The following is a 22,223-nucleotide window of genomic DNA, read 5'->3' as shown; positions in this document are numbered from 1 at the left end:
CCTTGAACGGCAGGGCGTTGCGCCACCCTGCCGTCCAGCCAGTCCCTATTTCTGCGGCGCCTGGTCGATGATCGACTGCATGGTCTCCTGCGCGTTCGAAATCGCGCCGTCGACATCGTCGCCGAAGAAGACCTCGTTGACCATCTGCGTCCACGGGCCGTTGGCGGAGTTGATCAGATCGTTGAACACCACCGTATAGGGCGTGCGGCCCTTGGCCATCGCCTCGGCGGCGATCTGGTAGCGCGGGTCGAGATCCTTCAGCGCCTCCTTGGCGATGTCGCCGCGCACCGGCAGGCTGCCGTATTTGGCCAGGATGGTCTGGCCCTCGAGCGAATAGGCGAAGTCGAGGAACTCCTTCACCACGGCGAGCTTCTTGGTGCCCTTGGTGACGACGAAATTGTCACCGCCGGCGAAGGACGACCAGCCGCCATCCTTGCCCGGCAGGAAGGTGACGCCATAATCGACATTCGGGTACTGCGTGTTCAAAGCGCCGATGGCGAAGGCGCCGGACGGCGTGATGCCGATATTGCCGGCGGCAAAGGCGGCAAAGAAGTTGGAGCCGGTGTCGGTCTGCGCGCCGGCCGGCACCAGATCCTTCTTGACCATCGAGCGGTAGAGGTCGATGGCGCCGCGCAGCTGCGGGCTGTCCAGCGTCGCCTTGGAGCCGTCCTCGGAGAGGATGTCGCCGCCCGAGGCCCAGATCAGCGGCGTGAAGGTGAAGATGTTGCAGCCGCCGCAATTGCCGGAGAAGTAGAAGCCCTTGATGTCGCCGCCGAGCGCGTTGACCTTTTCGGCGTCGGCTTCGATCTCGGCCCAGTTGGTCGGGCCCTTCTCGGGATCGAGCCCGGCCTGCTTGAACAGCTTCTTGTTCCAGATCAGCACCGACGAGTCTGCCGAGAACGGCAGGCCGTAGATGCGGCCCTTGTAGGTGCCGGTCTTGACATGCGCCGGCGACAGGCTGGCGAAATAGGGCAGCGACTTCGCCCAGTCGGTGATGTCCTCGAGCTGGCCGGCGGCGGAAAAGGCCGGCGTGTAGATCAGATCGAGCGACAGCGCGTCGGGCGCGGTGCCGCCGGCGGCGGCCGCGCCATATTTCGGGATGATCTCGGCATTGGGGATGATGTCGAGCTTGATCTGGTTCTCATGCGCCTTGTTGAAGGCATCGACGATGCGCGGCATGAAGTTCGAGCCGTCGGCGCGCACCCAGATGTTGGCGGTGTCGGCGGCAAAAGCAGGCAGAGCAAAGATGCTCGCGGCAAGAGCGAGCCCGGCAATCATGGTCTTCATGGCTTTCCTCCTCATAGGTTCTCCTCCCTGTTCGGCCGCGCTTGCCCGTTCACGGGGCAAGCAGCGGCCTGTCTCAACCATCCGGTGGACGGCCGCATGACTGACGCACCACCAGCCGGCACGGCAGTTTCCTGATGCCCGGCGCGGCCGCCTGGCCGCCGACGAGCGAAAGCAGAGCGAGCCCGGCCTCGCGGCCAAGGGCTGAAAGGTTCATGTCGACCGAGGTCAGCGGCGGCCGCGTCGCCTCGGCCACGATCTCCCAATTGTCGAAGCCGATGACGCCGACATCGTCGGGCACGCCGATGCCGCGCTCGCGCAGCGCATCGATGACGCCGCGCGCGATCTGGTCGTTGCCGCAGAAGACGGCATCGGGCGCTTCTGCCCTGCCCGCTCTGCGATCAAACAGTTTGCCGACCGCCTCATGCCCCCAGGCCTCCGACCAGGCGCCCAACAGCGGCTCGGCAACCGGCAGGCCGTGCTCGGCCAGCACCTCGCGATAGGCCCGGGCGCGCTCATGCACCACGGCGAAGCTCGCCGGACCGGTGACATGCGCGATGCGCTTGCGCCCAAGCCGGCAGAAATGCTCGACCGCCAGCCGCGCGCCGCCGGCATCGTCGGATTCGAAGCCGACGGCGTCGGGATCGGGCTGGGTGAAGGCATAGATCACCGGAATGCGCAGATTGGCGAGATCGACCGGCAGATGGCGGTCGATGCGCTTGCCGGTGGCGATGATGCCGTCGACGCGCTTGTCGAGCATGGCCTCGACATGCAGCTGCGCGAGCCGCATGTCGTCCTCGACATTGCACAGGAACACCGAGACGCCGGCATCGACCAGCGCATCGGAAACGCCCGACATCAGCGGCAGCGAGAAGCGGCCATAGGTATCGTTGGTGAGCAGCCCGACGGTGAAGGAGCGCCGCCGCAACAGGCTCTGCGCCAGGCTGTTCGGGCGAAAGCCCAGCCGCTGCGCCGTCTCGCGAATGCGCTCGCGCGTCTCCGCCGTCATCCGCCCCTGCCCGTTCAGCGCCTTCGACGCCGTGGCGACGCTGACGCCGGCCGACGCGGCCACCTCGCGGAGGGTGACCGGGGTCTTGGCGGGCGCTGGCGAGGCGTCGGAGGACATTTGTCGAGGCAAATCCCTTAGTTGGGAAAAGGTTTTCTCTTATCGCCCTGCGAGGTGCTGACTGGTGAGGTCGGCGGGCGCGTGGCGATTTGGGAAAAGGTTTTCTCAGAGGAGATTAGGCGAAGGTGGGGAGGTTGGCAAGGGGTCAGGGCTTCGTTCACACTTCGGAGGGAGTTTCTCCAATTGCCGTTTCGTGACTCCTTCTTGCCCCCGCATTGAGCCCATGAGTGGCAGCTCGAATGAGCGGCCCGAAGCGGCGCTCAAACTCCTCCCACAGTTCATCATAGAGACTATCCAGCAAACGAACGAGACGTCGCGTCGCCTGGTTGAAATCACGTTGCAGTTCTACAAGAGCCTCTTTGAAGAACCGCGCAATGTTGATGCGTCGACCAAACTGATCCTCGCCTTTTGCGCTTCCGTGCCGATGCTCTAACAGAGCCGCTATCCGAAACGTTGTACCGTCTTGCGTGAACTCGCGCTCTACGCCTTGATGAACGCGAAAATTTCGTTCAACCCTAAGCCGCCCTTGATCAACTAGCATTTCGTCCAGGATTTTGATCACTTCGGAGCGGACGCCTTTCTTGCGTAAGGCCTCGCTTGTGCAATTTCTCGCCTTAACGTCGCTTTGGAAGACTTGATTCGTAAGGAGCGCCGCGCAGTCGACGACCGAGACATAACGCACAAGAAATACGTCGAGCGCGATCGTAAGCCATTCATAGCGAGAAACCGGAAAGTCGTGGAAATTGGCCGGAAGCGGTTCTGGCCACAACAGATCGCCAACTAAGTTGAGTGACTCAACGCGTGACGCCAAGCTATGCAGGTACTCGTTCGCTTCAAGGGCATATTTGCAGTCGGGATGCTTGTTCACCTCATCCCAGCTGTCGAAGTTCATGCCGACAATGCCAAGGTCGTAGACGCGACCGATAAACGGGTGATGGTCCGACTTCAAAATATGTCGAACGAGCGGTCTTGAACGAACCCGCTTCGGCTTGCTGAATTCCTCGTCAACAATCATAGGCTCTATCGGGTGCGTTGCTCGCTGCTTATAGCATTGTCGATTCCTTTGAGGGCTCATAGCATATGATAGGTTTGCAAGTATCACAGGGAACCTGTCAAACGAATGGCGGAGGGGCCAATGGCTATTCGAAAGATCGCACTCAGTGCGCTACTCGTGAATCGTGCGAATGATCGGCATGGTGAGCTCGAAAACGAAACCGCTGCTATCGCACAACCTTTCGCGTCGCAAGAACAGCATATGCGCAATTTGGCAAAAGACCTCGTCGCTAAGGGCGAGATCTTCGAGCCGCCACTCGTCTTTCCTGACGGTGACAAATTCATTGTGGCAGACGGAAATCGGCGCACCACTTGCCTAAAACTGTTGTCCGCGCCGCGTCGCGCGCCAACCGTGGAATTGCAGCAGTTCTTTGCGGAGTTGCGCAAGCAATGGAGAGGAAAATTTCCCGACAAGATTGAATGCAGAGTCGAGACCGATCGCGACCGCGTTGATGACATCCTTTTTCGTCGCCACACAGGCGTTCAAGGCGGCATTGGACAAAGCAACTGGAACGATCGGATGAAAAACAACTTTGTTATCCGAACGGGAAAAGGCAATGGGCTCATGTAGCAGACGAGATTGAGGCCCGATTGGATTCCGCAAAAATGCTGCCCAGCAGGAAGATACCACGATCTAATATGAACCGCCTACTTTCGGCAGAATCGTTGCGAAATCGGCTCGGAATCTCAGTTCGCAAGGGGAAATTGGAGTTCATTCGTGAAGAGCAAGCAACGCTTAGAGCTTTGGAACGCGTCGCCAACGACCTAGCTACACGAAAGATTACTCTTGATGACATTTGGGACACCGAAGCTAAACTTGCATATATAGACGACCTCGACCGTGAGGGCATCCTCCCAACCGTAGCGCCAAAGGCGAAGGCGACTCCATCTTCAGCGTCGACACCAACTTACCCCTCGTCACAGAAGCCGACGCCGCCCAAGGCTGCGGCTTGGCCGCATCTGATTCCTAATGTGGACTACGGGATAACGTGGTCGGCACATCTCCAGCGGCATCGTGAAATCTGGGAAGAACTGCAATTTAAGCTACGGCTTTCGGATCATCCGAACGCTATCTCAGTACTGCTACGCGTCCTACTTGAGCTGTCTGTCGACAACTATGTCAAAGAGGCTCCGCTCACGACCGTGAACGAAAATGATAATCTTTCCCGAAAGGCAGCGAAAGTCGCCTCGGATTTGTACACCAAGACAAAGATCGATAAGAAATATCTTGGTGTTATCAATAAATTGCAGCGGGCTGACAATCTTATCTCGATGGACACTCTGAATCGCTACGTCCACTCACCAAACTTCAATGTATCGCCGGAGCATCTGAAGATGTTGTGGGGTACCCTTTCCTCTTTCATAGTGCTCTGTTTGACAGCTTAAAGTCCTTTTAGGAGCGACTGAGCGATGACTCTCGTTGCAGGGTTAAGTGTGGGAGGGCTGCCCGCATTTATCGGCGACTTGCTAGTCTCATGGCGTATTCCTTCCGCCATTGACCTACCCACCCGCAGCGAGGAAGGGGTTTATCCTGGCATCGGAGAGGACCACGCCGCTGGCCTCGCTCAAAAACTCATAATAGTCCGGCCATATCTTATGCTGGCCTGGGCTGGTGAGCGCAAAGAAGTGGATCGGATGGTCCGCGACCTAGATAGTGCACTGCCACTTGATGCATGTGATTTGCGCAATCCAACTGTGATTCTAGAAATCCTCGACACGTGTGCCGCAAACACCGAGTTGGTAGCGCTCTTGATAATGGCCGATGCAATCCACCCTATAGGCGTTCGTACACGCGGGTTCGAGCTGGGGGACAAGCGAATCTATCTGCTTGGCAGCGGCGCTTCTGACTTCTTTGAATATTTGCAGGCCCATCCTGAACTTCTGCCAAACCAGGAGCGGGCGGATGGTCTAGTTGCGCGAGCAATCATGCTCCGTTTCGCGGCGCGAGCAATGATGTTGCAGTTGAAGATCGGAACAGGTCTCCACGATTCGTGGGGTGGCGGATTTGAGATCGCTTACGCTGACCGAGATGGGTTTCGAAAAGTCGACAATCTCATGTTTAGAGCATGGATGATTGATGAGAAAAGTATCTACCACAATTCCGGCCGATCGTTTTTCTTGCGATATTATGGGCAGGATCTTCACCTGAGTTGGTTCAACCCAGATGAAAAGACCTACATCGTCCGCTCACCCATCGGTAAGGCTTCGGAGGTTCCCGAGCATGAGGAAGTTCATCCCGAGTGGACAGTCGATGTTTTTGTGATGAAAAAGAACGGATCATTTGTCGAATTTGCTCGTTTCCAGCCTCCTCATCGACCACCCTCAGACAAAGTTCAGTTGCAGAATGGTGTGCTCGTTGGATGGGTTATGGATCAACGGTATGTCGACTTGTGCGCAAGCAAGGCGCTGCAAGCGGCCGACAAAGGTGCGCACTTCGAGATGATCCGCTATTAAATATCCCACCATCCGGCCACGGAGCACTCCCCATCTCCACCGATCCCTTCGCCCCTCTCCGCCAGCGTTTCCTTGCCCGGTGCGCCGATCAGCTCGCGGAGCTGAAGGCCGCGCGTGAGGGCGCTCCCCTGCCCGGCAACGATCCGCTGATCCGGCTCGCCCACTCGCTGGCGGGTGCGGCCGGGACGTTCGGCTTTCCGGAGATCAGCGCGCGGGCGTCGGCGCTGGAGACGCTGCTGGTCGATCAGGAGGATGCCAGCGCCATTGGCGCCGCGCTCGATGCGCTTATCGCGGAGATCGAGCGCGCCCTGAAATGATGCGACGGGCGGTGCGCGCACCCGCGACCCAGCGAACCTCATTCTTCGACTGGAACGGTGTCGCTTTACGCAAGCTCATGCCGGGAAGCTGACGTTGCCCCGCGGCAGAAGCCGGGGGTCAATCCATCGACCTTGCGCGGGATTTTCATGTCACAGCGGCAATCGGGCTTAAGTCAGAAAGCGGTCACCAACAACACTGCCCTATTCGCCTGATTGATCCTTTTGTCCGGCGGTGTCCGGCGTTACAATAAGCGATCGCTAAATCAGGACGGAGCAGCTGTAAAACCAGAACGGTGACGTCTTTGGGGGGCCAACAAGGGAGGCCAAACATGCTCAGTGCCTTATGCAAGGCTTGCGCAGTGATCCTTTTGTCCATGAACTGCGCTTTCGCCCAATCGGATCTGATAGAGCCAAAGGCTGGAACCTGGCAGACGTGGGTGATCACGTCGGGCAAGGACTTGCGGGTCCCGCCCCCGCCGGATAGTTCCACCGCCGAGCTTGCGCAGCTCCGGGATATCATCGCAAAGAACGATGCGCAGGTCGCCGCGAAGATCACGTTCTGGGATGCCGGCTCGCCCGGCTATCGATGGATCGACCTGGTCAACGAGCGCCTTCTCGAAGGCCAGCCGATACCCAACACACACCGCGTCTACACTTATTTGACGATGGCGATCCACGACGCCACCATCGCCGCGTGGGAGTCGAAGTACTTCTACAATCGCCCGCGCCCGAGCGAGGCGGATGCGTCACTGCCGGTTGTGCTGCCTACGCCGCGGAGTCCCTCCTACCCATCGGAGCATGCCGCAGCCGCCGGCGCCGCCGCGACCGTTCTGTCCTATTTCTTTCCGGACGAGGCGTCGTCGTTCAAGGCAATGGCCGAAGAAGCGGCACAGTCCCGTGTCCAGGCCGGTCTGCAATTCCCGAGCGATGCTTCCGCCGGCCTCGAATTGGGGCAGCGGGTGGCCGACCAGGTGATTGCGCGGGCAAAGGCCGATGGCTCCGACGCAGTCTGGACAGGCACGGTCCCGACGGGGCCATGCAAGTGGGTCGGAGAAAAGCCCGTCAACGCAACCCTGCCGAACTGGAAGCCGATCGTGCTCGCAGCAGCCGACGAATTCAGGCCGCCGGCCCCACCCGACTGCCAGTCCCCGGCCGTGAAGGCGGAGGCGGATGCAGTCCGGCAGTTCGAGCGAAAATTCCCCAACAGCTACAAGGCGTTTTATTGGCAGAGCCCATCCGGCCTGTTCACCGACTGGTATGACTATGCCAGCAAGTGGATGTTCGAGGACAAGACGGACTCGAACCCGCCGCGTGCCGCGCGGGCCTACGCGATGCTCGCAACGGTCTACTACGACGCTCTCATTGCAAGCAATGACGGGAAGTACACCTATTGGTACCTGCGCCCCCACATGCTCGATAAGGGCATCACGCCCCTGTTTGCGGTGCCGGGCCACCCCAGTTATCCGTCCAACCACTCCACTCTTTCGACTGCCCGATGCGAGGTCCTGGCCTACCTGTTTCCCAGCCATGCGGAATTCATCCGCAAGGTTGGCAAGGAGGCCGGCGATTCGCGCGTGTGGGCCGGCATCCACTACCAGATGGACAACGAGGCCGGTGCCGCGCTCGGCAAAGCGGTCGCGGCAAAATTCATCGAGCGGGCGAGAAAGGACGGCGCAGACTAGGTGCCATTACGGGGCGCCGCGCTCGATGCGCTGATCGCGGAGATCGAGCGCACGCTGCAATGACGGAGGCGGCCGCGCCCCGGCCGCCCCTGTTCACTTCTTCGCGCCGCCGAGGCCGGTCCTGGTCATCTCGCCCCAGCCCTGGTCGCCGCGCAGAAATTGCCACCAGCCCTTCACGCGCCAGAAATTGTTGAGCTGGCGGTAGCCGAAATTCTCGATCACGGCGACAGCGGTGAGCACGGCGAGGTCCCTGGCGCGTGGAAAACGCTGCAGCTCGGCCTCTTCGAGGACCAGCGAGCAGACGCTGACACAGACGCCATAGGTGAAGATGAGCGAGGTGAACGCCAGCAGGTACTCGGCCGACAGGATGCCGAGCAGCCAGAAGGCCGGGATCAGCACATAGCCCAGCACCTCCGCCACCGGCCCCAGCACATCGACGACCAATATGTGGCCGAAGCCTAGGAAGCCGACGCGGCCATAGCGCGGGTTGAACAGCATCGAGCGGTAGCGGAAGAAGCATTCGAGCGCGCCGCGCTGCCAGCGCGTGCGCTGCCTGCCCAGCACGCTGAGCGTCTCCGGCGCCTCGGTCCAGCACACCGGCTCCGGGACGAACTGGATGCTGTATTTGCGCTTCGTATCGCGCATGTAGCGGTGCAGCTTGATCACCAGGTCCATGTCCTCGCCCATCGATCCCTTGGTGAAGCCGCCAACCGCCACGACTTCGGCGCGGCGGAACAGGCCGAAGGCGCCGGACACCAGCATCAGAGTGTTGATGCGGCTCCAGGCCAGCCGCGCCATCAGGAAGGCGCGCAGATACTCAACCACCTGGAACAACGCAACCAATCGGGTGGGCAGGTGGATCTCGCGCACCCTGCCCGCTTCGATCCTCGATCCGTTGGCGATGCGGATCGTGCCGCCGACGGCGATGGTGCGCTCGGGATCGTCGATGAAAGGCTGGGCAGCGCGCATCAACGCATCGGGCTCGAGGATGGAGTCGCCGTCGATGACGCAGAAGAGCGGCGCGCGGCAGACATTGATGCCGGCATTCTGGGCATCGGCCTTGCCGCCATTCTCCTTGTCGATCACGAACAGCCGCTCGGTCATCGGCGAGGAATAGAGGCCGCGGATCGGCTTGTGCGTCACCGCCTCCTCATAGGGCCGGTGGAATTTCACCAGCTTGAAGCCTTCGATAAGGCGTTGCAGCGTCTGGTCCTTCGAGCCGTCGTTGATGACGATCACCTCGAAATTCGGATATTCGAGCGCCAGCATCGAATGGACGCTCTCGACCACGTTCACTTCCTCATTGTAGGCGGGCACCAGCAGCGCGATCGGCGGCGCGACGTCGCCATAGCGATGCCACAGCAGCGCTGAACGCGCGACCGGCGGGCGCCTGGAAAGCGCGTAGGCGGCGACGATGAGCTGCAGCAGGTAAACCGCCGTCTGCGCCAGCCCTGCCCCGATGATGAACCAGGACAGGATGGAGGCGGCCAGCACGACCCCGTGGCTCCAGTCTGCGACCATCATATGGCGGGCCCCTCGGCAAGAATGAGCGAAGCGGTGCGCTGGCTGCGCGAAACCTCGCTCGCGGCGATCTCCTGTAGGACGCGTTCCCCCGCCCGGCCGAACGAACGCAGCGCGTTGGCGGCGGCATAGCGCACGGTCCATGCCTCGTCGTCCATCAGTTGCGCGAGCGGCGCGGCGAGTTCGGACAGGCCGAGGCGGCCGGCGGCGTTGGCGGCCTCGGCACGCACGTCCCAGTCGTCATTTGCCATCGCCTTGACCAGAATGGCCGGTGCGTCGGCATGCCCCGTCAGGCCGAGCGCCCGAAGTGCGGCGGCGGCAACTTCGGCCGAGGGATCGCCGACGGCGCGGGCGAAGAAATCGGCAAACCGGAACCCGCCGCTGCGAGCCAGCGCGTCGATCGCGGCCGCCCGTGTGAAAGGCACCGCGTCCTGACGGCCGGCGTGATCCTCAAGCTCGTCGAACCGCCTTGGCGGAAAGCGCCTGAAGAGCTCGATCAGGCGCCGTGAGCGCTGCCCCGCAATGCCGATCTTGCGCAGCGTTATGACGAGCGGTGGCAAGGCGCCGACATCGCAGAGCGCGATGGCGGCGGCGATCCTGACCTCGCGCGAGCGGTCGCGGTCGAGGGCCGAAAGCAGGCTTGCCACGGCGTTTTCCGAACGCAGCGCCGCCAGCATCTCGGCAGCGTGGATGCGTTCGGCGCCGTTGCCGCGCTCCAGCTGCTTGCCGACCAGGGCCGGCAGGCCGCATTCGTTGAAGGCTGAAACGAGCTCGTCGTGCTCCTCGCCGCGCAACAGGGAAATGAACTCGAAGCCGGCATCGATCGCCACGCTCGCCGGCACCGAGAGCAGCACCGCCTTCAGTGCCTCGCGATCCCGGTTTTCGGTGAAGGCGATCAGCGCCGTCAGAAGAGAGCGCCGCTGGTCGGCCGCCGCCGAGCCGCGGCGCTCCTGCAGCACCCGACGCGCGATCAACAGCAGCATGATCACCAGGGAAAGGGCGCTGAGCAGGATGGACATGTCCCAGACGAGCCACATGATCAGAACCGCGTGGTCAGGCCGAGCCCGAATATGGTTCGGTCGAAGGTCGGGCGTTGCTCATGGGCGAGGCTGGCGCGCAGTGTCAGCGGATCGGTGACGTCCCAGGAGACGCCGCCAAAGACGGTGCGCGTCGGCACCAGCGTGCCGTCGGAGATTTCGGGGGCATCGGCATAGCCGCCGAACACATTGAAGCGCTGTGTCACCGCCAGATCGGCCCGCAGCACATAGCCATCCGCTTGCGTGCCGATATCGTCGGCCGCGTGCACCCAGCGGGCCGAAAGCCCCAGCCGGCCATCCAGGACATAGGCCTGCACCCAGGGCGAGATCGTGGTGATGTCGGCGTTGGCGAAATCGTCGTAGCGGGTGTCGATGTTGAGCGAGAACGGGCCGAATGCCTTGGCGGGCGCCACGATCTGCCACGAAGCGCCGGCGCCGATCGAGTAGCGCGCCAGGAAATCGGCATCCGGCGTCGCCGCCGCCAGCGCATAGGCTGAAACCGTGGGCGAGAAAGCCTGGTCGATGCGGCCTTCGACCTGGACGTCGGTGTGGCCGAAGCGGGTCGCCACCCGGGTGCGGCCCGAAATGGTCGTCTGCGGGGTGAGCCGATAGGCAAGTCCGGCCGAGCTGTCGGTCCAGTCGCCAAGCCCGTCGGTGAGATCGCTCACTTCGCTGCCGAGATCGAGCCGCCATTTGCGCGGCGGCGGCGCGGCCAGCCTCTGCTCGATGTCTCGCGAGCCGGGTTCGAGGGCAAGCGCCTGCCGGTAGGCGTCGCGCGCGGCTGCGTCGTCGCCACGCGCCCGGCGCACATCGCCGATCCCCACCAGCGCCTCGGCATTGCGCGGATCGATCACCAGCACCCGCTGAAACGACTGCTCGGCCCGCGCGTAATCCTGCTCGAGCAGGGAAATCCGTGCGTCGAGACCGAGCGCCTCGACATTTTCCGGCGCGGTGCCGAGCACGTCGTCGATCATCGCGCGGGCGCCCGGCACGTCGCCCTGCCAGATCGCCAGGCGGACCTTGCCGAGACGAGCGTCGAGAAGGCCGGGCCTGATGGCCAGCGCCTGGTCGAAGAAATGCCCGGCCTCGTCGAATTTCTGCTGGGAGCCCGCGACAAGGCCAAGGGCGACGAGGATGTCGGTGTTTTTTGGCGCCGCCCGGAGCGCGCGGCGATAGGCCTTCTCCGCCTCGGGCAACTCTCCTGACGCCCGCAATCTCCGGCTCTCCTCCATCAGGCCGGCAACGGGATCCGGCCGCGGAGGGCGCGGCTTCCCTGCGGTCGCGGCTGCAGGCTTCGCCTTGCTGCCGGCCTGCTGGGCCTTGCGGATGTTGGCGACAAGCGTGGTCGCGTCGGCATTGCCGGGTTCGGCACGCGAGACCTTTTCGGCGAGCGACAGCGCGGCGTCGAGATTGCCGGAGCGGAATTCGATCTGGGCCATGCCGAAGCTGGCATCGAGATAGGCCGGCGCCAGTGAAAGCGCCTTGGAAAAGGCCTCGCGCGCCGCCGGCAGATCGTTGCGGCCAAGCTCGGCGAAGCCGAGTTGCACCAGGGCGTCGGCATTGTCGGGCTTGAGCGCCAGCGCACGCCGAAGCAGATCCGCCGCCTCGTCGAAATTCTGGGCTTGCCTGGCCTTGACGCCGGAAGCGTATAGTTCGTCGACCGTCTGGGCCGGCGCCGCGGCAGGCGCCGCGGCAACCGCCAGGAATACGCATGCGGCAATGATGGCGCGCCGGCCGCGCCGCATCAGCGTCTCCCGCTCTTCCGCGCGAGCAGACGCGCTAGCCGGGCGAGCAGTTCCTCGGGAATGAAGGGCTTCACAAGGTAGTCGTCCGCTCCCTTCTCAAGGGCTGAGACGATGTCTTTTTCGCCCTTGCGGGCGGTCAGCATGACGACCGGGGTTTCGGACAAAGCCGGATCGCCCTTGATGCGGGCAAGCACTTCCAAGCCGTCGGCCTTGGGCATCATCGCGTCGAGCACGATGATGTCCGGCGCGTCACGCTCCGCCTTCGAGAGCGCCTCCGCCCCGTCTACCGCCTTGATGACCTCGTATCCCTTCGCCCTGAGCCTGAATTCCATCAGTTCGAGCAACAAGGGATCATCATCGCAAATCAGAACTCTTGCCTTCGCTCCGTTCACCAGCCTTGCTCCGGTTCGCGCCTCGTTTGCCGCTAGCCCCCCGGAGTGATTGATCCCATGAACCGACATCCGCCAACGCGGTTCATGCAGACAGACACATTCCCCTAGAATCTCTCGCCGACAACCGCCAATGCCGCGCGATCATAGACAACCTGATTCGAGACGAATGCGCCTCAGCACAATCAGTAGATGAATAAGGCGGCATGGTACAGGAGCGTGAACGGCATCGCACAGGCTGCGGACAAGCCAGCCTGTCATCTCCGGCTAAGCGCAAGCAAATTCTTGACTTCACCGGCAAGCGCAAGCGGGTCGAACGGCTTGGCGATCACCCCTACCGCCCCCATTGCCAGATAGCGTTCGACCTCATGCGTCTGGGTGCGCGCGGTGATGAACACCACGGGCATCGACGCCGTCGGCCCGGATTCGGCCAGCCGTTTCAGCGTCTCCGGCCCGTCCATGTCCGGCATCATCACGTCGAGCAGAATGAGGTCGGGCTGCCATTCGGCGGCATCGGCCAGCGCCTGCATGCCCGAGGAACAGGACCGAACCTCGAATTCCGGCTCGAGCTCCAGCGACATCTGGGCGATTTCGCGGATATCGTCCTCGTCATCCACATACAGGATCCTTGCGGGCATCAGCATCACTCCTTGGCGTGCGTGGCAGACCGGGTGCCCCTGCGGGACGAAACCAACATGCTTCTGACCAGCTTGGCGACATCGACCTCCGACGCCCTGGTCTTGGTCATCATCGCCTGCACCCGGTCGCCGAGTTTCTCGTCCAGCTCCGCCGCCGAGAACACGATGACCCCGGTCTCGAGCGGCAGATCGATGAGCAGATCCAGCCCCGATCCGTCGGGAAGCGCGATGTCCAGGATGACCAGGTCGAAGCGATGCTTCGCGACCGCCCGGCGTGCCTCCTGCAGCGTTTTCGCCGAGGTGAACGAGACGCTCGGACCCAGCCCCGCCGACATCACGGCAAGCACACCCTCGTCGTCCTCGACATGGAGGATCCTCGGCCGCCGGTCGACCTTGCCGTCAACGATCTTGGCAAGAGCGGCGTGAAGCCGCCTCGAATCCACCGGCTTCTCCAGCCAGTCGACGATGCCGACGGCGGTGCCGTTCAGCGAGCGCTTGGCCTCATCGGCGACGGCGGAGATGACGATGACCGAAATATCGGAATTCACCGGTGACGCCCTGATGTCGTGGAAGAGCTTGATGCCGGATTCCCCCGCCAGCCTGATGTCGAGCGTCAGCGCCACGTAGTCGCGGGAGCGCAGCAGCGCCTTGGCGGTGTCGATGTCGGGAGCGACGTCGCTGGAAAAGCCTTCCGCATCGAGAAGTGCCGCGATCACCGCCGCGACGTCGGCCTCATCCTCGCAGATGAGAACACGCAGGCGGCCATCGCGCGGCCGCGACCGGCGCTCGACCAAAACCGGCTTCTCGGCCTGCCTGTGCGCTTCGGCAAGGTCGACGTGAAACGAGGTTCCCCTGCCTTCCTCGGTTTCGAAGGAAACGGCGCCGCCCAGCTTTTCTGCAATGGCCTTGACGATGCTCAAGCCCAGGCCGGTGCCGCCTATCCTGCGGGTGCTGGACGCGTCCGCCTGCTCGAACTTGCCGAATATGCGGCTGCGGAAGGCCTCGGGGATGCCGGCGCCCTGATCGATCACCGAGATGCGCAGCATGTCGCGATCGCGACGCTCGAGTTTCACCGTCACGGTTCCGTCGGCGTCTGAGAACTTGATCGCATTCGACAGCAGGTTCGCCATCACCTGATGCAGGCGGTCCGGATCGATGTTGGCTTCGGCGCGCGGAGCATCGTCGACCAGGACGATGCGTATCCGGCTATCGGCCATGTAGTTGGAACTGGCGGCAATCGACTGCTCCAGGACGGGGCGGACAGGCATCTGCTTGATCTTGAAAGCGGTCACGCCCGATTCGATCTTCTCCATGTCGAGGATGTCGTTGATGAGGAGAACCAGCCTCTCGCTGTTTTTGTGGGCGATGTTGACGAGGTTGGCGGCCTTGGGCGGCAGTTCGCCGGCCACGCCGGCCGAGATCAGGCCCAGCGAGCCGCGGATGGAGGTCAACGGGGTGCGCAATTCGTGGCTGACCGTGGAAATGAAGTCGTTCTTGAGCTGGGCGCTGCGCTTTTGCTCGGTGATGTCGCGATTGTAGGTGATGACACCGGTGATCTTGCCGGACTCGTCGCGGAACGGGGCCTTGAGCGTGTAGAGCCAGCCTTGCCTGCCATCCGGCAAAAGCGCCGGCTGATCGATCCGCAGCGTCTGCCCGGTCTCCAGCGCGCCCACCTCATCCTGCCGGAAGCGCTCTGCCACCTCCTTCGGATAGAAATCGAAATCCGTCTTGCCGATGAGCTGCTCCACCGAAGCGGCGCGCACCATTTCGGCGGTGGCGGGATTGGCGGCGATGAAGCGGCCATCCACATCCTTTATGTTCAGGCAGTCCGGCAGCTCGCGAACCATGGCCCGGTAGATCATGTTGGACATCAGGAGATCGCGCCGCCGCTGCTGGCGGTCGAGCAGCACGCCGATGATGATGGTGCTGAGGAAGCGGAACACCAGCGACGGGAACGTGCTCTGCTGCACCATGCCGGTGACGACTTGAGGGGGGATGACCAGAAGCGTGATCAGCCCGGCGAGAGCGACCGATACGCCGAGACCGAATATGTCGTACATGGTGCGCGACCGAGCCGCGACGATGTGATGCCAGGCGATGCCAACGACAGCCGTGATGAGGATGCCGACGATCCCGATGCTGGCGCCCTGCCCGCCGAGATGAATGCGATAGGCAATGGAGCCGGCAGTGGCGATGAGCATTGCCGGCCATCCGCCGAAGAACGCGGCGGCGGCGATGAAGGCGGCACGCAGATCGACGATGAAGCCGGAGACGGAGAGCGCCGTCGCCATGGAAATGATCGCGCCCGCGCACATGACCACGCCGAGAATCAGCGACTGCATCCGCTTCGACAGACGCCCGGTGAAATCCGCCACAAGATCCCAGGCGACCACGAGGATGGAGACCAGGGCAAGATTGGCGAGGAGTGAGTGCCAGATCTCGATCATGACGTTCCGGCTCCTTTTTTCCGATAGATACCGGCAAAACCTATCGAGGTCTAAAAGAGCCGGCGCTCTGCGGCAACGGCGCACGTCGAAACCACACAGAAACGGTGCCGCCCCGGCCTGGCTTCGTGACGGCTGAACCGCCAGTCGCAACGCTCTGCGATGCGTGGATCGCCTTTTTGCGATCTCGCGGGTGCCGGCGGCATCTCAGTGGATGAAGTGGCCCGGTGCGGCGTCGAACGGCGCTGATCCAAACACAGCGAATCGCTGGTGAATGACTTTTTCTGGGTGCAGTTCCGCAAACTGCCCATGACTTGGGCAGTTTGCCAATCACTGTGGCATTTATACAACCACTAATTTAGTTGCCCCCTGCTAAGACACGCTGGGCTTATTCATTGGGGGTACGGGCGATGTTCACGCGCTTTTCTGCGAAATCTATTCTTTTGTGCGCCGTTTCGACGGTGGCTTTGATGTCTGCCGCGCATGCGGCCGATGTCGCCCAGCCGGTCGAGGCGTCCGGGTTCAACTGGAGCGGGCTCTATGTCGGCTTCGGCGTTGGCGCCGGCGCCAACGTTCATGAGATCAGCAGCGACTTCATCCCGGGCCTGTCGCTGAACGGCATTGGCGGCGAAGGCGTCTACGGCGAAGCGACCGTCGGCTACGACTATATGGTTTCGCAGCGCTTCCTGCTGGGCGGGCTGATCGACGCCCATTTCGGCAATATCGAGACCTCGCTTGATGCATTCGGGCTCAGCGCCTCGATCCAGGAAACCTACGGCTTCGATGCAGGCCTGCGCGCCGGCTATCTCTTCACGCCGAACACTCTGGGCTATGTGCTGGGCGGCTATTCCTGGCAGAAGTACAAGCTGGACACCAACGCAGGTTTCGACTTCGATTGGGACCAGGGCGGCTACTTCGTCGGCGCCGGCGTCGAGACCGCCGTCGCCGGCAACTGGACGATCAAGGGCGAGTATCGCTACACGCGCTTCGCCACCAATGACGATCTGCTTTCCGAGTTCGGCGCGCCGGATGGCGCTCTCAACCTCGACACTTCGCGGCATACGTTCCAGGTGGCCGCCAACTATCGCTTTGGCGCCCAGAACGGCGGCGGCGCCGCCTTCGAGGCTCCCGCCTACAGCTGGACCGGCTTTTATGTCGGTGGCGGGCTCGGCGCGGGTGCGTCCGTGCATCAGCTCGACGTTCCGCCGGCCGGCGTGACGTTCAACGGGATCGGCGGCGAAGGCGTGTTCGGCGAGGCGAGCATCGGCTACGACCAGGATTTCGGCAGCTGGGTGGCAGGCGTCATGGTCGACGCGCGCTACTCCGGCATGACGTCGGAGGTGGAAGTCCCCGGTGGTCAGATCAACCTCGATACCGACTATGGCTTCGACGTGCTCGGCCGCGTCGGCATGAAGGTCAACGAAACGACGCTTGCCTACGCGCTCGCCGGATACAGCTGGCAGCATTTCGACCTGAACGCCTCGGCGCCGATCGGCGACATCCTCGACTGGGGCTCCAGCGGCTTCTCGGTGGGTGGCGGCCTGGAAACGGCCGTGTCGAGCAACATAACGGTCGGCCTGGAATATCGCTACTCGCAATTCGCCGAGAAGGATTTTTCGGCGGATCTCGGCCTGCCGGACGACAGCCTCACCTCGACGCCGTCCTTCCACACCGTGCGAATCGACGCCAAGTACAAGTTCAACTAAAAGCCTTTCACTAAGGCCCTCCAGGCAAACAGCTAGAGCCCGCCGGCAATACCGGCGGGCCTTTTTGTTTCCCACATGGAAATGCTGACGCGGGCGCCTCACCTGCGCGGGTACAAATACCCCACACCGCGGATCGTCTTGATCAGTTCCGGTTTCGTCGGGTCCTTCTCGGTCCGGCGGCGCAGCCTGGTGATGCGGCTGTCGATGCTGCGGTCGAAGGGTTCATCGCCCCTCGGCGGCGCAAGGTCGAGCAGTTCGTCACGGCCAATGACCTGGCCCGGCCGCGTGGCGAAGGCCGCAACCAGGTCGAGCTCCATCGGCGTCAGCGACATGGCCCTGCCCTCGGCGTCGCTCAGCGTCCGCGCGTTTGCATCGAAGACATAGGCGCCGAACGCAAAATGCCCGGCCGGCAAGGGATCGGCGCCATCAGCCGCCTTCGGCCTGCGCCTGCGCAGTACCGCGGCGATGCGCGCCTCCAGTTCGGTCGGCGCGAAGGGCTTTACGAGGTAGTCGTCGGCGCCGACTTCGAGGCCCGCTACCTTGTCGAAAACCGAATCGGCGCTGGTCAGCATGACAATGCCCGCATCATGTTGCTCGCGCAGCCAGCGGGCGAGGCTGAAGCCGTTCTCGCCGGGCATGTTGAGGTCGAGAACGACAAGGTCGGCCTTTGCCGCCGTTATCACCGCGCGCAGTTCGGCGCCGCCGGATGCGGTACGGACACTGTGGCCTTTTGCCTGCAGATAGTCGGCGATCATGAACGCCACGTCGGTCTCGTCGTCCACGACAATGATGTCGGCCATGCCTTCCCCCGATGCCGTGAGCGACCACCGGAAACGTACAGGGCATTCGTCCGGGGTCAACCGCACGTGCCCTGCCCTAGATCGACACAACCGAAACAAGGGCCGTCGAGAAGGCCGGTTCACGGCATCGTCGTGAGACGTTGCAGCGCCAGCCTGTCGGACCGCACCATAAGTGAGGGAGCAATGCCTTGGCACCGCTTGAGATGGCCGACTTGACAGGTCGGGAGCCGTTCAGTCCACTGGCCACGCGGAGCAGCAGCATCGCGACCGGCGCATCCGTCAGTGGAGATCCCGCCTTGCCGACCTCCTCGAATCAGCCCCTGTCCCGGCACTTCGCGTTCGCCATGGCCGCCCTGCCTCTGGTTTTGCTTGTCGCCGGTCTCGGCCTGCATCAGTTCCACAGCCGGCAAGCCTCGCTTGTTCCCTACGCGATCATCCTGGCCGGCCTGCTGGCCTTCCTGTTCGCAACGCACCGGATATTCCTGCGCGAATTCGGCCGTCCAGGCCTGTGCCATGAACGCTCGCCAGGCGATGGCGCTCAGCCGACCGGCAAGGTTTCGGGAATCGCCGAAGGTGCAGAGCAAAGACAGGCCCGCGAGGCCTTGGAGGCCAGCGAGCAACGCTACCGCAGCGTGGTCGAACTGCAGACCGAATTCGTCGTGCGCATGTCGCCCGACGGCTATCTGACCTTCGTCAACGATGCCTATTGCCGGGCATGCCGGATGACGCGGGAAGAGCTTCTGAGCCCGTCCTGGTGCGAACTCGACGTGCTTCCCCCAGACGAGCGGCGCCGGTTTGTCGAGCATCTCGGCCGCCTCACCCCGCAGGCTCCGGATGCCAGCATCGAACTTGTCAACGCGATGCCCGGCGGCATCAGCCGATGGCTGGCCTGGAACGATCATGGCATTTTCGACGGCGAAGGACGCCTGATCGAGGTGCAGTCCGTTGGCCGCGACATCTCCGACCGCGTCTTCGCCGAACAGGCGCGACTTGAAGCAGAAAAACAGTCGAGAGAAGGGGATGCGCAGTTCCGCGCCATCGCCGAGGGCGTGCCGTTGCCGATCACCATCTCGGCAATCGACGGGCCCGAAATCCTGTTCGTCAACGAGCCGGCGCGCAAGATACTTGGCGTCGAGATCGGCCAGATCGGCGCGGAAGCGATATCGACCTGGGAAAGCCGCGCCCGGCGCGACGACCTCATGCGGCTCTTGCTGCGAGACGGCCTCGTCGACGCATTCGAAGCCGGCATGACCACCATGCAAGGGACGAGGATCGACACGCTGGTTTCGGCGCGTCTGATCACGCGCGGCGGCCGGCCCGCCATGCTTGCCGCCGTCACCGACATCACGCGCCAGCGCGAAGCCGAGGCGGAAATCGCCCGCCAGCGCGAAACGCTCTATCAGTCCGAAAAGCTGTCGGCGCTTGGTTCGCTGCTGGCGGGCGTGGCGCATGAGCTCAACAATCCGCTTTCGGTCGTCATTGGCTACAGTTCGATGCTGAAGGAATTTTCGTCCGACAGCGCGACCGTGGGCCGCGCCGACAAGATCCACGCAGCGGCCGAACGCTGCTCGCGGATCGTGCGCACGTTCCTGGCTATGGCGCGCAAGAAGCCGCCGACGAGAGGCGCCGTCGACATCAACGAGGTCGTTATCGCCTCGCTCGAACTTGCCGCCTACAGCCTGCGCTCGGCCGGGATCGAGGTCCGCACCGAACTGGAGGATGGGCTTGCCAATATCTGGGGCGACCGCGACCAGTTGCATCAGGTCATCACCAATCTGGCGGTGAACGCGCAGCAGGCCTTGCTGCAGGTGCCGCATCCGCGGCGGCTGACGATCATAACCACCGGCGAAGACGGCGCCGTCGAGATCGTGGTGGCCGACAACGGTCCGGGCATGGCGGAAACAGTGCGGGCGCGCGCCTTCGAGCCTTTCTACACGACCAAATCGGCCGGCGAAGGCACCGGCGTCGGCCTGTCCGTCTGCCATGGCATCGTGACCGCCCATGACGGCAGCATAGAGCTGGATTCGACCGAGGGCGGCGGGGCGCGCTTCACGATCCGGCTGCCGAGCGGCAAGGCCGAGGCGGCTTCGGCACCGGCGACGGCCGGCAAGGCGCCGCCGGCGCCATCGGCCGCGCGCATTCTGGTGGTCGACGACGATGCCGACATTGCCGCTATGATCGCCGAACTGCTGCGGCGCGATGGCCACCACGTAACCATAGCTGACGATGCGCATGCTGCGCTCAGAGCCGTGCGCCACGAAAGGGTCGACCTCTTGATCAGCGACATACGCATGCCCGGCCTCGATGGACCCGGCCTCTATCGCGCCTTGGAGGAGGTGCGCCCCGGGCTCGCCAGCCGGCTGCTGTTCGTGACCGGCGACACGCTGGCCCCCGAAATCGATCGCTTCATCGGCGAGACGGGCGCGCCCGTGATCGAAAAGCCGCTCGATCCGCAAAGCTTCCGCAGGCTGGTGACGGAGCGCCTCGGCGCAATGGAAGGAGCCAAGCCGTGACCAGGCAGAAATTGCTCATCGTCGACGACGAAGCGCCCTTGCGCGAGATGCTGTGCGACTACCTGCCGGTGCACGGCTTCGACGTCCGCGCCGTCGCGGATGGCGCGGGCATGCGCTCCGAACTCAACCGCTTCGGCCCCGATCTGGTCATCCTCGACGTCAATCTCATCGGCGAAAGCGGCTACGATCTCGCTCGCGAAATCACCGGACGGAGCCGCATTGGGATCCTGATGCTGACCGCTGTCGGCGACCTGCCGCACCGGCTCGAAGGCCTCGCCGCCGGCGCCGACGACTATATGGCCAAACCCTTCGAACCGCGTGAACTTCTGGCGCGGGTCAGAAGCGTCATAAGGCGCCTGGGCGAGGAAGAGCAGGCGCCGGCAAACCGCATCCGCTTCGGCCGCTGCGTGCTCGACATGGACGGCCGCACGATGGTCGATCCGGACGGCGCCGACGTGGAGCTGACGCCGATGGAATTCGACCTGCTCTGCGTGTTCGCGCGCCATCCAAGGCAGATCCTGTCGCGCGACCAGCTTTGCAGGCTGGCGCATAACCGCGACCTCGAGCCGGGCGACCGCAGCATAGACATCCGCATCACGCGATTGCGCAAGAAGGTCGAGGCCGAACCCGAGGCGCCGGCCGTCCTGGTGACGGTGCGCGGTGAAGGCTATGTCTTCGAGCCCGCCCGCGATGAGGCGCGAAGCCGCTAGAGCTGCGACTTGCGACCTGGTGCAGACGTCTGTTGCAGTGCCTCACGCCGTCCCACCCGCTTGCGAACTTCCCTGCGCAGGCTACGCGCGGTGTCGCGCACGACGGGAATGGTCCAGCGCGCGGTTGCAGTCGCGATCAACAGCCCGGCGACCGGATCGACGAAACGGGCAATCACCGTACCTTCCCAGACCATGGCCGTTGCCAGCGACGCGGCGATCAAGAGGTTCGACGAGAGTTTGTCGGAGAAGAGGCAGATCTGCGCGCGCGCCAGCGCGGACGCGGCAAGTGCGTTGCGGGCCTTCCAGCGCCGCAGGATCCAGAAATTGACCGCGGCGTAGACGAGATTGAGGTTCATGGCGAGGACCACGCCGGAGCCATGCGGTTCGACGCCGCCGGCCGCAATGCGCTGGACAGCAATGCCGGCGACGACAGCCATGGAAAAACACATACCGGAGGCAGCAAGCGCATTGGCGAGTGTTTCCGCCAGGGCCGCCCGGCGCCTGCCCATGCCCGATTTCCTGCCACCGGCCACGACCGCGACAACGACCAGCACCAGCATGTCCATCAGCGTCAAAGCGAGATCGGCGCGGATGGTCAGCGACGTAGACGTGGCGGCCGCATAGGCCGTCAGCAGCAGGCCGGGCGTGCCAGCCAGCACCGCCAGACGTGCCGTGCGGACAGCCGCCGCCTCGCCATCCGATCCGCCATTGGTTGTCTGCAAAGCTTGCATCGCAAGAACCTCCCATTCTGGCGAAAGCGATGCCGCAGCGATGTTGCTCGGATTTGCCGATTTGCCGGCTGAA

General features: G+C 63.2%; 19 protein-coding genes. 8 read left to right on the top strand and 11 right to left on the bottom strand.

What is annotated here, in order from left to right; translation table 11 throughout:
* Window positions 1–45 precede the first annotated feature (45 nt).
* From A6B35_RS16375 to A6B35_RS16365, 3 genes are all read right to left on the bottom strand, one after another.
* Window positions 46–1,287 (bottom strand): ABC transporter substrate-binding protein, encoded by a 1,242-nt coding sequence (locus A6B35_RS16375; RefSeq protein WP_006204298.1) that lies wholly within the window; start codon window positions 1,285–1,287, stop codon window positions 46–48.
* Between the two features lie 73 nt (window positions 1,288–1,360).
* Window positions 1,361–2,410, bottom strand: coding sequence for a LacI family DNA-binding transcriptional regulator (locus tag A6B35_RS16370; RefSeq protein ID WP_006204299.1), 1,050 nt, complete (start codon window positions 2,408–2,410; stop codon window positions 1,361–1,363).
* A gap of 157 nt (window positions 2,411–2,567) precedes the next feature.
* Window positions 2,568–3,425, bottom strand: coding sequence for a hypothetical protein (locus tag A6B35_RS16365; RefSeq protein WP_006204300.1), 858 nt, complete (start codon window positions 3,423–3,425; stop codon window positions 2,568–2,570).
* A 120-nt stretch (window positions 3,426–3,545) separates the two neighbouring features.
* Here A6B35_RS16365 and A6B35_RS36645 point away from each other — a divergent pair, with 120 nt between their 5' ends.
* The 5 genes from A6B35_RS36645 (at window position 3,546) to A6B35_RS16345 (ending at window position 7,916) form a co-directional block, all read left to right on the top strand.
* Window positions 3,546–4,034 (top strand): ParB N-terminal domain-containing protein, encoded by a 489-nt coding sequence (locus A6B35_RS36645; RefSeq protein WP_244426002.1) that lies wholly within the window; start codon window positions 3,546–3,548, stop codon window positions 4,032–4,034.
* Between the two features lie 134 nt (window positions 4,035–4,168).
* Window positions 4,169–4,849 (top strand): hypothetical protein, encoded by a 681-nt coding sequence (locus tag A6B35_RS36640; protein WP_244897040.1) that lies wholly within the window; start codon window positions 4,169–4,171, stop codon window positions 4,847–4,849.
* A gap of 24 nt (window positions 4,850–4,873) precedes the next feature.
* Window positions 4,874–5,917 carry a hypothetical protein gene (locus A6B35_RS16355; protein WP_006204301.1) on the top strand — a complete coding sequence of 348 codons (1,044 nt, stop codon included), beginning with the start codon at window positions 4,874–4,876 and terminating at the stop codon, window positions 5,915–5,917.
* Window positions 5,854–6,234 (top strand): Hpt domain-containing protein, encoded by a 381-nt coding sequence (locus A6B35_RS34530; RefSeq protein WP_006204302.1) that lies wholly within the window; start codon window positions 5,854–5,856, stop codon window positions 6,232–6,234. Before A6B35_RS16355 ends, A6B35_RS34530 begins: the two co-directional genes overlap by 64 nt.
* A 329-nt stretch (window positions 6,235–6,563) precedes the next feature.
* On the top strand, window positions 6,564–7,916 hold the full coding sequence (locus tag A6B35_RS16345) for a phosphatase PAP2 family protein (protein ID WP_006204303.1): 1,353 nt from the start codon (window positions 6,564–6,566) through the stop codon (window positions 7,914–7,916).
* A gap of 93 nt (window positions 7,917–8,009) precedes the next feature.
* Here A6B35_RS16345 and A6B35_RS16340 read toward each other — a convergent pair whose 3' ends face one another.
* The 6 genes from A6B35_RS16340 to A6B35_RS16315 form a co-directional block, all read right to left on the bottom strand.
* Window positions 8,010–9,440, bottom strand: coding sequence for a glycosyltransferase family 2 protein (locus A6B35_RS16340; RefSeq protein ID WP_006204304.1), 1,431 nt, complete (start codon window positions 9,438–9,440; stop codon window positions 8,010–8,012).
* Window positions 9,437–10,474 carry a HEAT repeat domain-containing protein gene (locus A6B35_RS16335; protein WP_006204305.1) on the bottom strand — a complete coding sequence of 346 codons (1,038 nt, stop codon included), beginning with the start codon at window positions 10,472–10,474 and terminating at the stop codon, window positions 9,437–9,439. Before A6B35_RS16335 ends, A6B35_RS16340 begins: the two co-directional genes overlap by 4 nt.
* A 2-nt stretch (window positions 10,475–10,476) precedes the next feature.
* Entirely contained in the window at window positions 10,477–12,219 is a 1,743-nt protein-coding gene (locus A6B35_RS16330) for a YaiO family outer membrane beta-barrel protein (protein WP_065518219.1), read from the bottom strand.
* Window positions 12,219–12,611, bottom strand: a complete 393-nt coding sequence (locus tag A6B35_RS16325; protein WP_006203148.1) for a response regulator transcription factor — start codon at window positions 12,609–12,611, stop codon at window positions 12,219–12,221. The genes A6B35_RS16330 and A6B35_RS16325 overlap by 1 nt, the downstream gene beginning before the upstream one ends.
* A 254-nt stretch (window positions 12,612–12,865) precedes the next feature.
* The gene (locus tag A6B35_RS16320) at window positions 12,866–13,246 is read right to left on the bottom strand and encodes a response regulator (protein ID WP_081482178.1); all 381 of its coding nucleotides are present in this window, start codon (window positions 13,244–13,246) and stop codon (window positions 12,866–12,868) included.
* Between the two features lie 5 nt (window positions 13,247–13,251).
* Entirely contained in the window at window positions 13,252–15,693 is a 2,442-nt protein-coding gene (locus A6B35_RS16315; RefSeq protein WP_006203146.1) for a hybrid sensor histidine kinase/response regulator, read from the bottom strand.
* A 407-nt stretch (window positions 15,694–16,100) separates the two neighbouring features.
* On the opposite strand from A6B35_RS16315, the gene A6B35_RS16310 reads away from it, so the two are divergent.
* Complete coding sequence (locus A6B35_RS16310) at window positions 16,101–17,396, top strand: outer membrane protein (protein WP_040583039.1); 1,296 nt, start codon at window positions 16,101–16,103, stop codon at window positions 17,394–17,396.
* Window positions 17,397–17,494: 98 nt separating this feature from the next.
* Here the strand turns inward: A6B35_RS16310 and A6B35_RS16305 are convergent, their stop codons facing one another.
* The gene (locus A6B35_RS16305) at window positions 17,495–18,196 is read right to left on the bottom strand and encodes a response regulator (protein ID WP_006203144.1); all 702 of its coding nucleotides are present in this window, start codon (window positions 18,194–18,196) and stop codon (window positions 17,495–17,497) included.
* A gap of 344 nt (window positions 18,197–18,540) precedes the next feature.
* Between A6B35_RS16305 and A6B35_RS16300 the strand changes: the two genes are divergently transcribed.
* Window positions 18,541–20,709, top strand: a complete 2,169-nt coding sequence (locus tag A6B35_RS16300; protein ID WP_065518218.1) for a hybrid sensor histidine kinase/response regulator — start codon at window positions 18,541–18,543, stop codon at window positions 20,707–20,709.
* Window positions 20,706–21,419, top strand: a complete 714-nt coding sequence (locus A6B35_RS16295; RefSeq protein ID WP_006203142.1) for a response regulator — start codon at window positions 20,706–20,708, stop codon at window positions 21,417–21,419. The genes A6B35_RS16300 and A6B35_RS16295 overlap by 4 nt, the downstream gene beginning before the upstream one ends.
* On the opposite strand, the gene A6B35_RS16290 is transcribed toward A6B35_RS16295, so the two are convergent.
* Window positions 21,416–22,150, bottom strand: a complete 735-nt coding sequence (locus tag A6B35_RS16290) for a hypothetical protein (protein WP_006203141.1) — start codon at window positions 22,148–22,150, stop codon at window positions 21,416–21,418. The two genes, A6B35_RS16295 and A6B35_RS16290, sit on opposite strands and share 4 nt — an antisense overlap.
* Window positions 22,151–22,223: the final 73 nt, after the last annotated feature.

It is taken from the genome of Mesorhizobium amorphae CCNWGS0123, assembly GCF_001686985.1.
Classification (GTDB): Bacteria; Pseudomonadota; Alphaproteobacteria; order Rhizobiales; family Rhizobiaceae; genus Mesorhizobium; species Mesorhizobium amorphae.
Note: the sequence above shows the minus strand (reverse complement) of the source record. Positions and strands in the feature narration are given on the sequence as shown.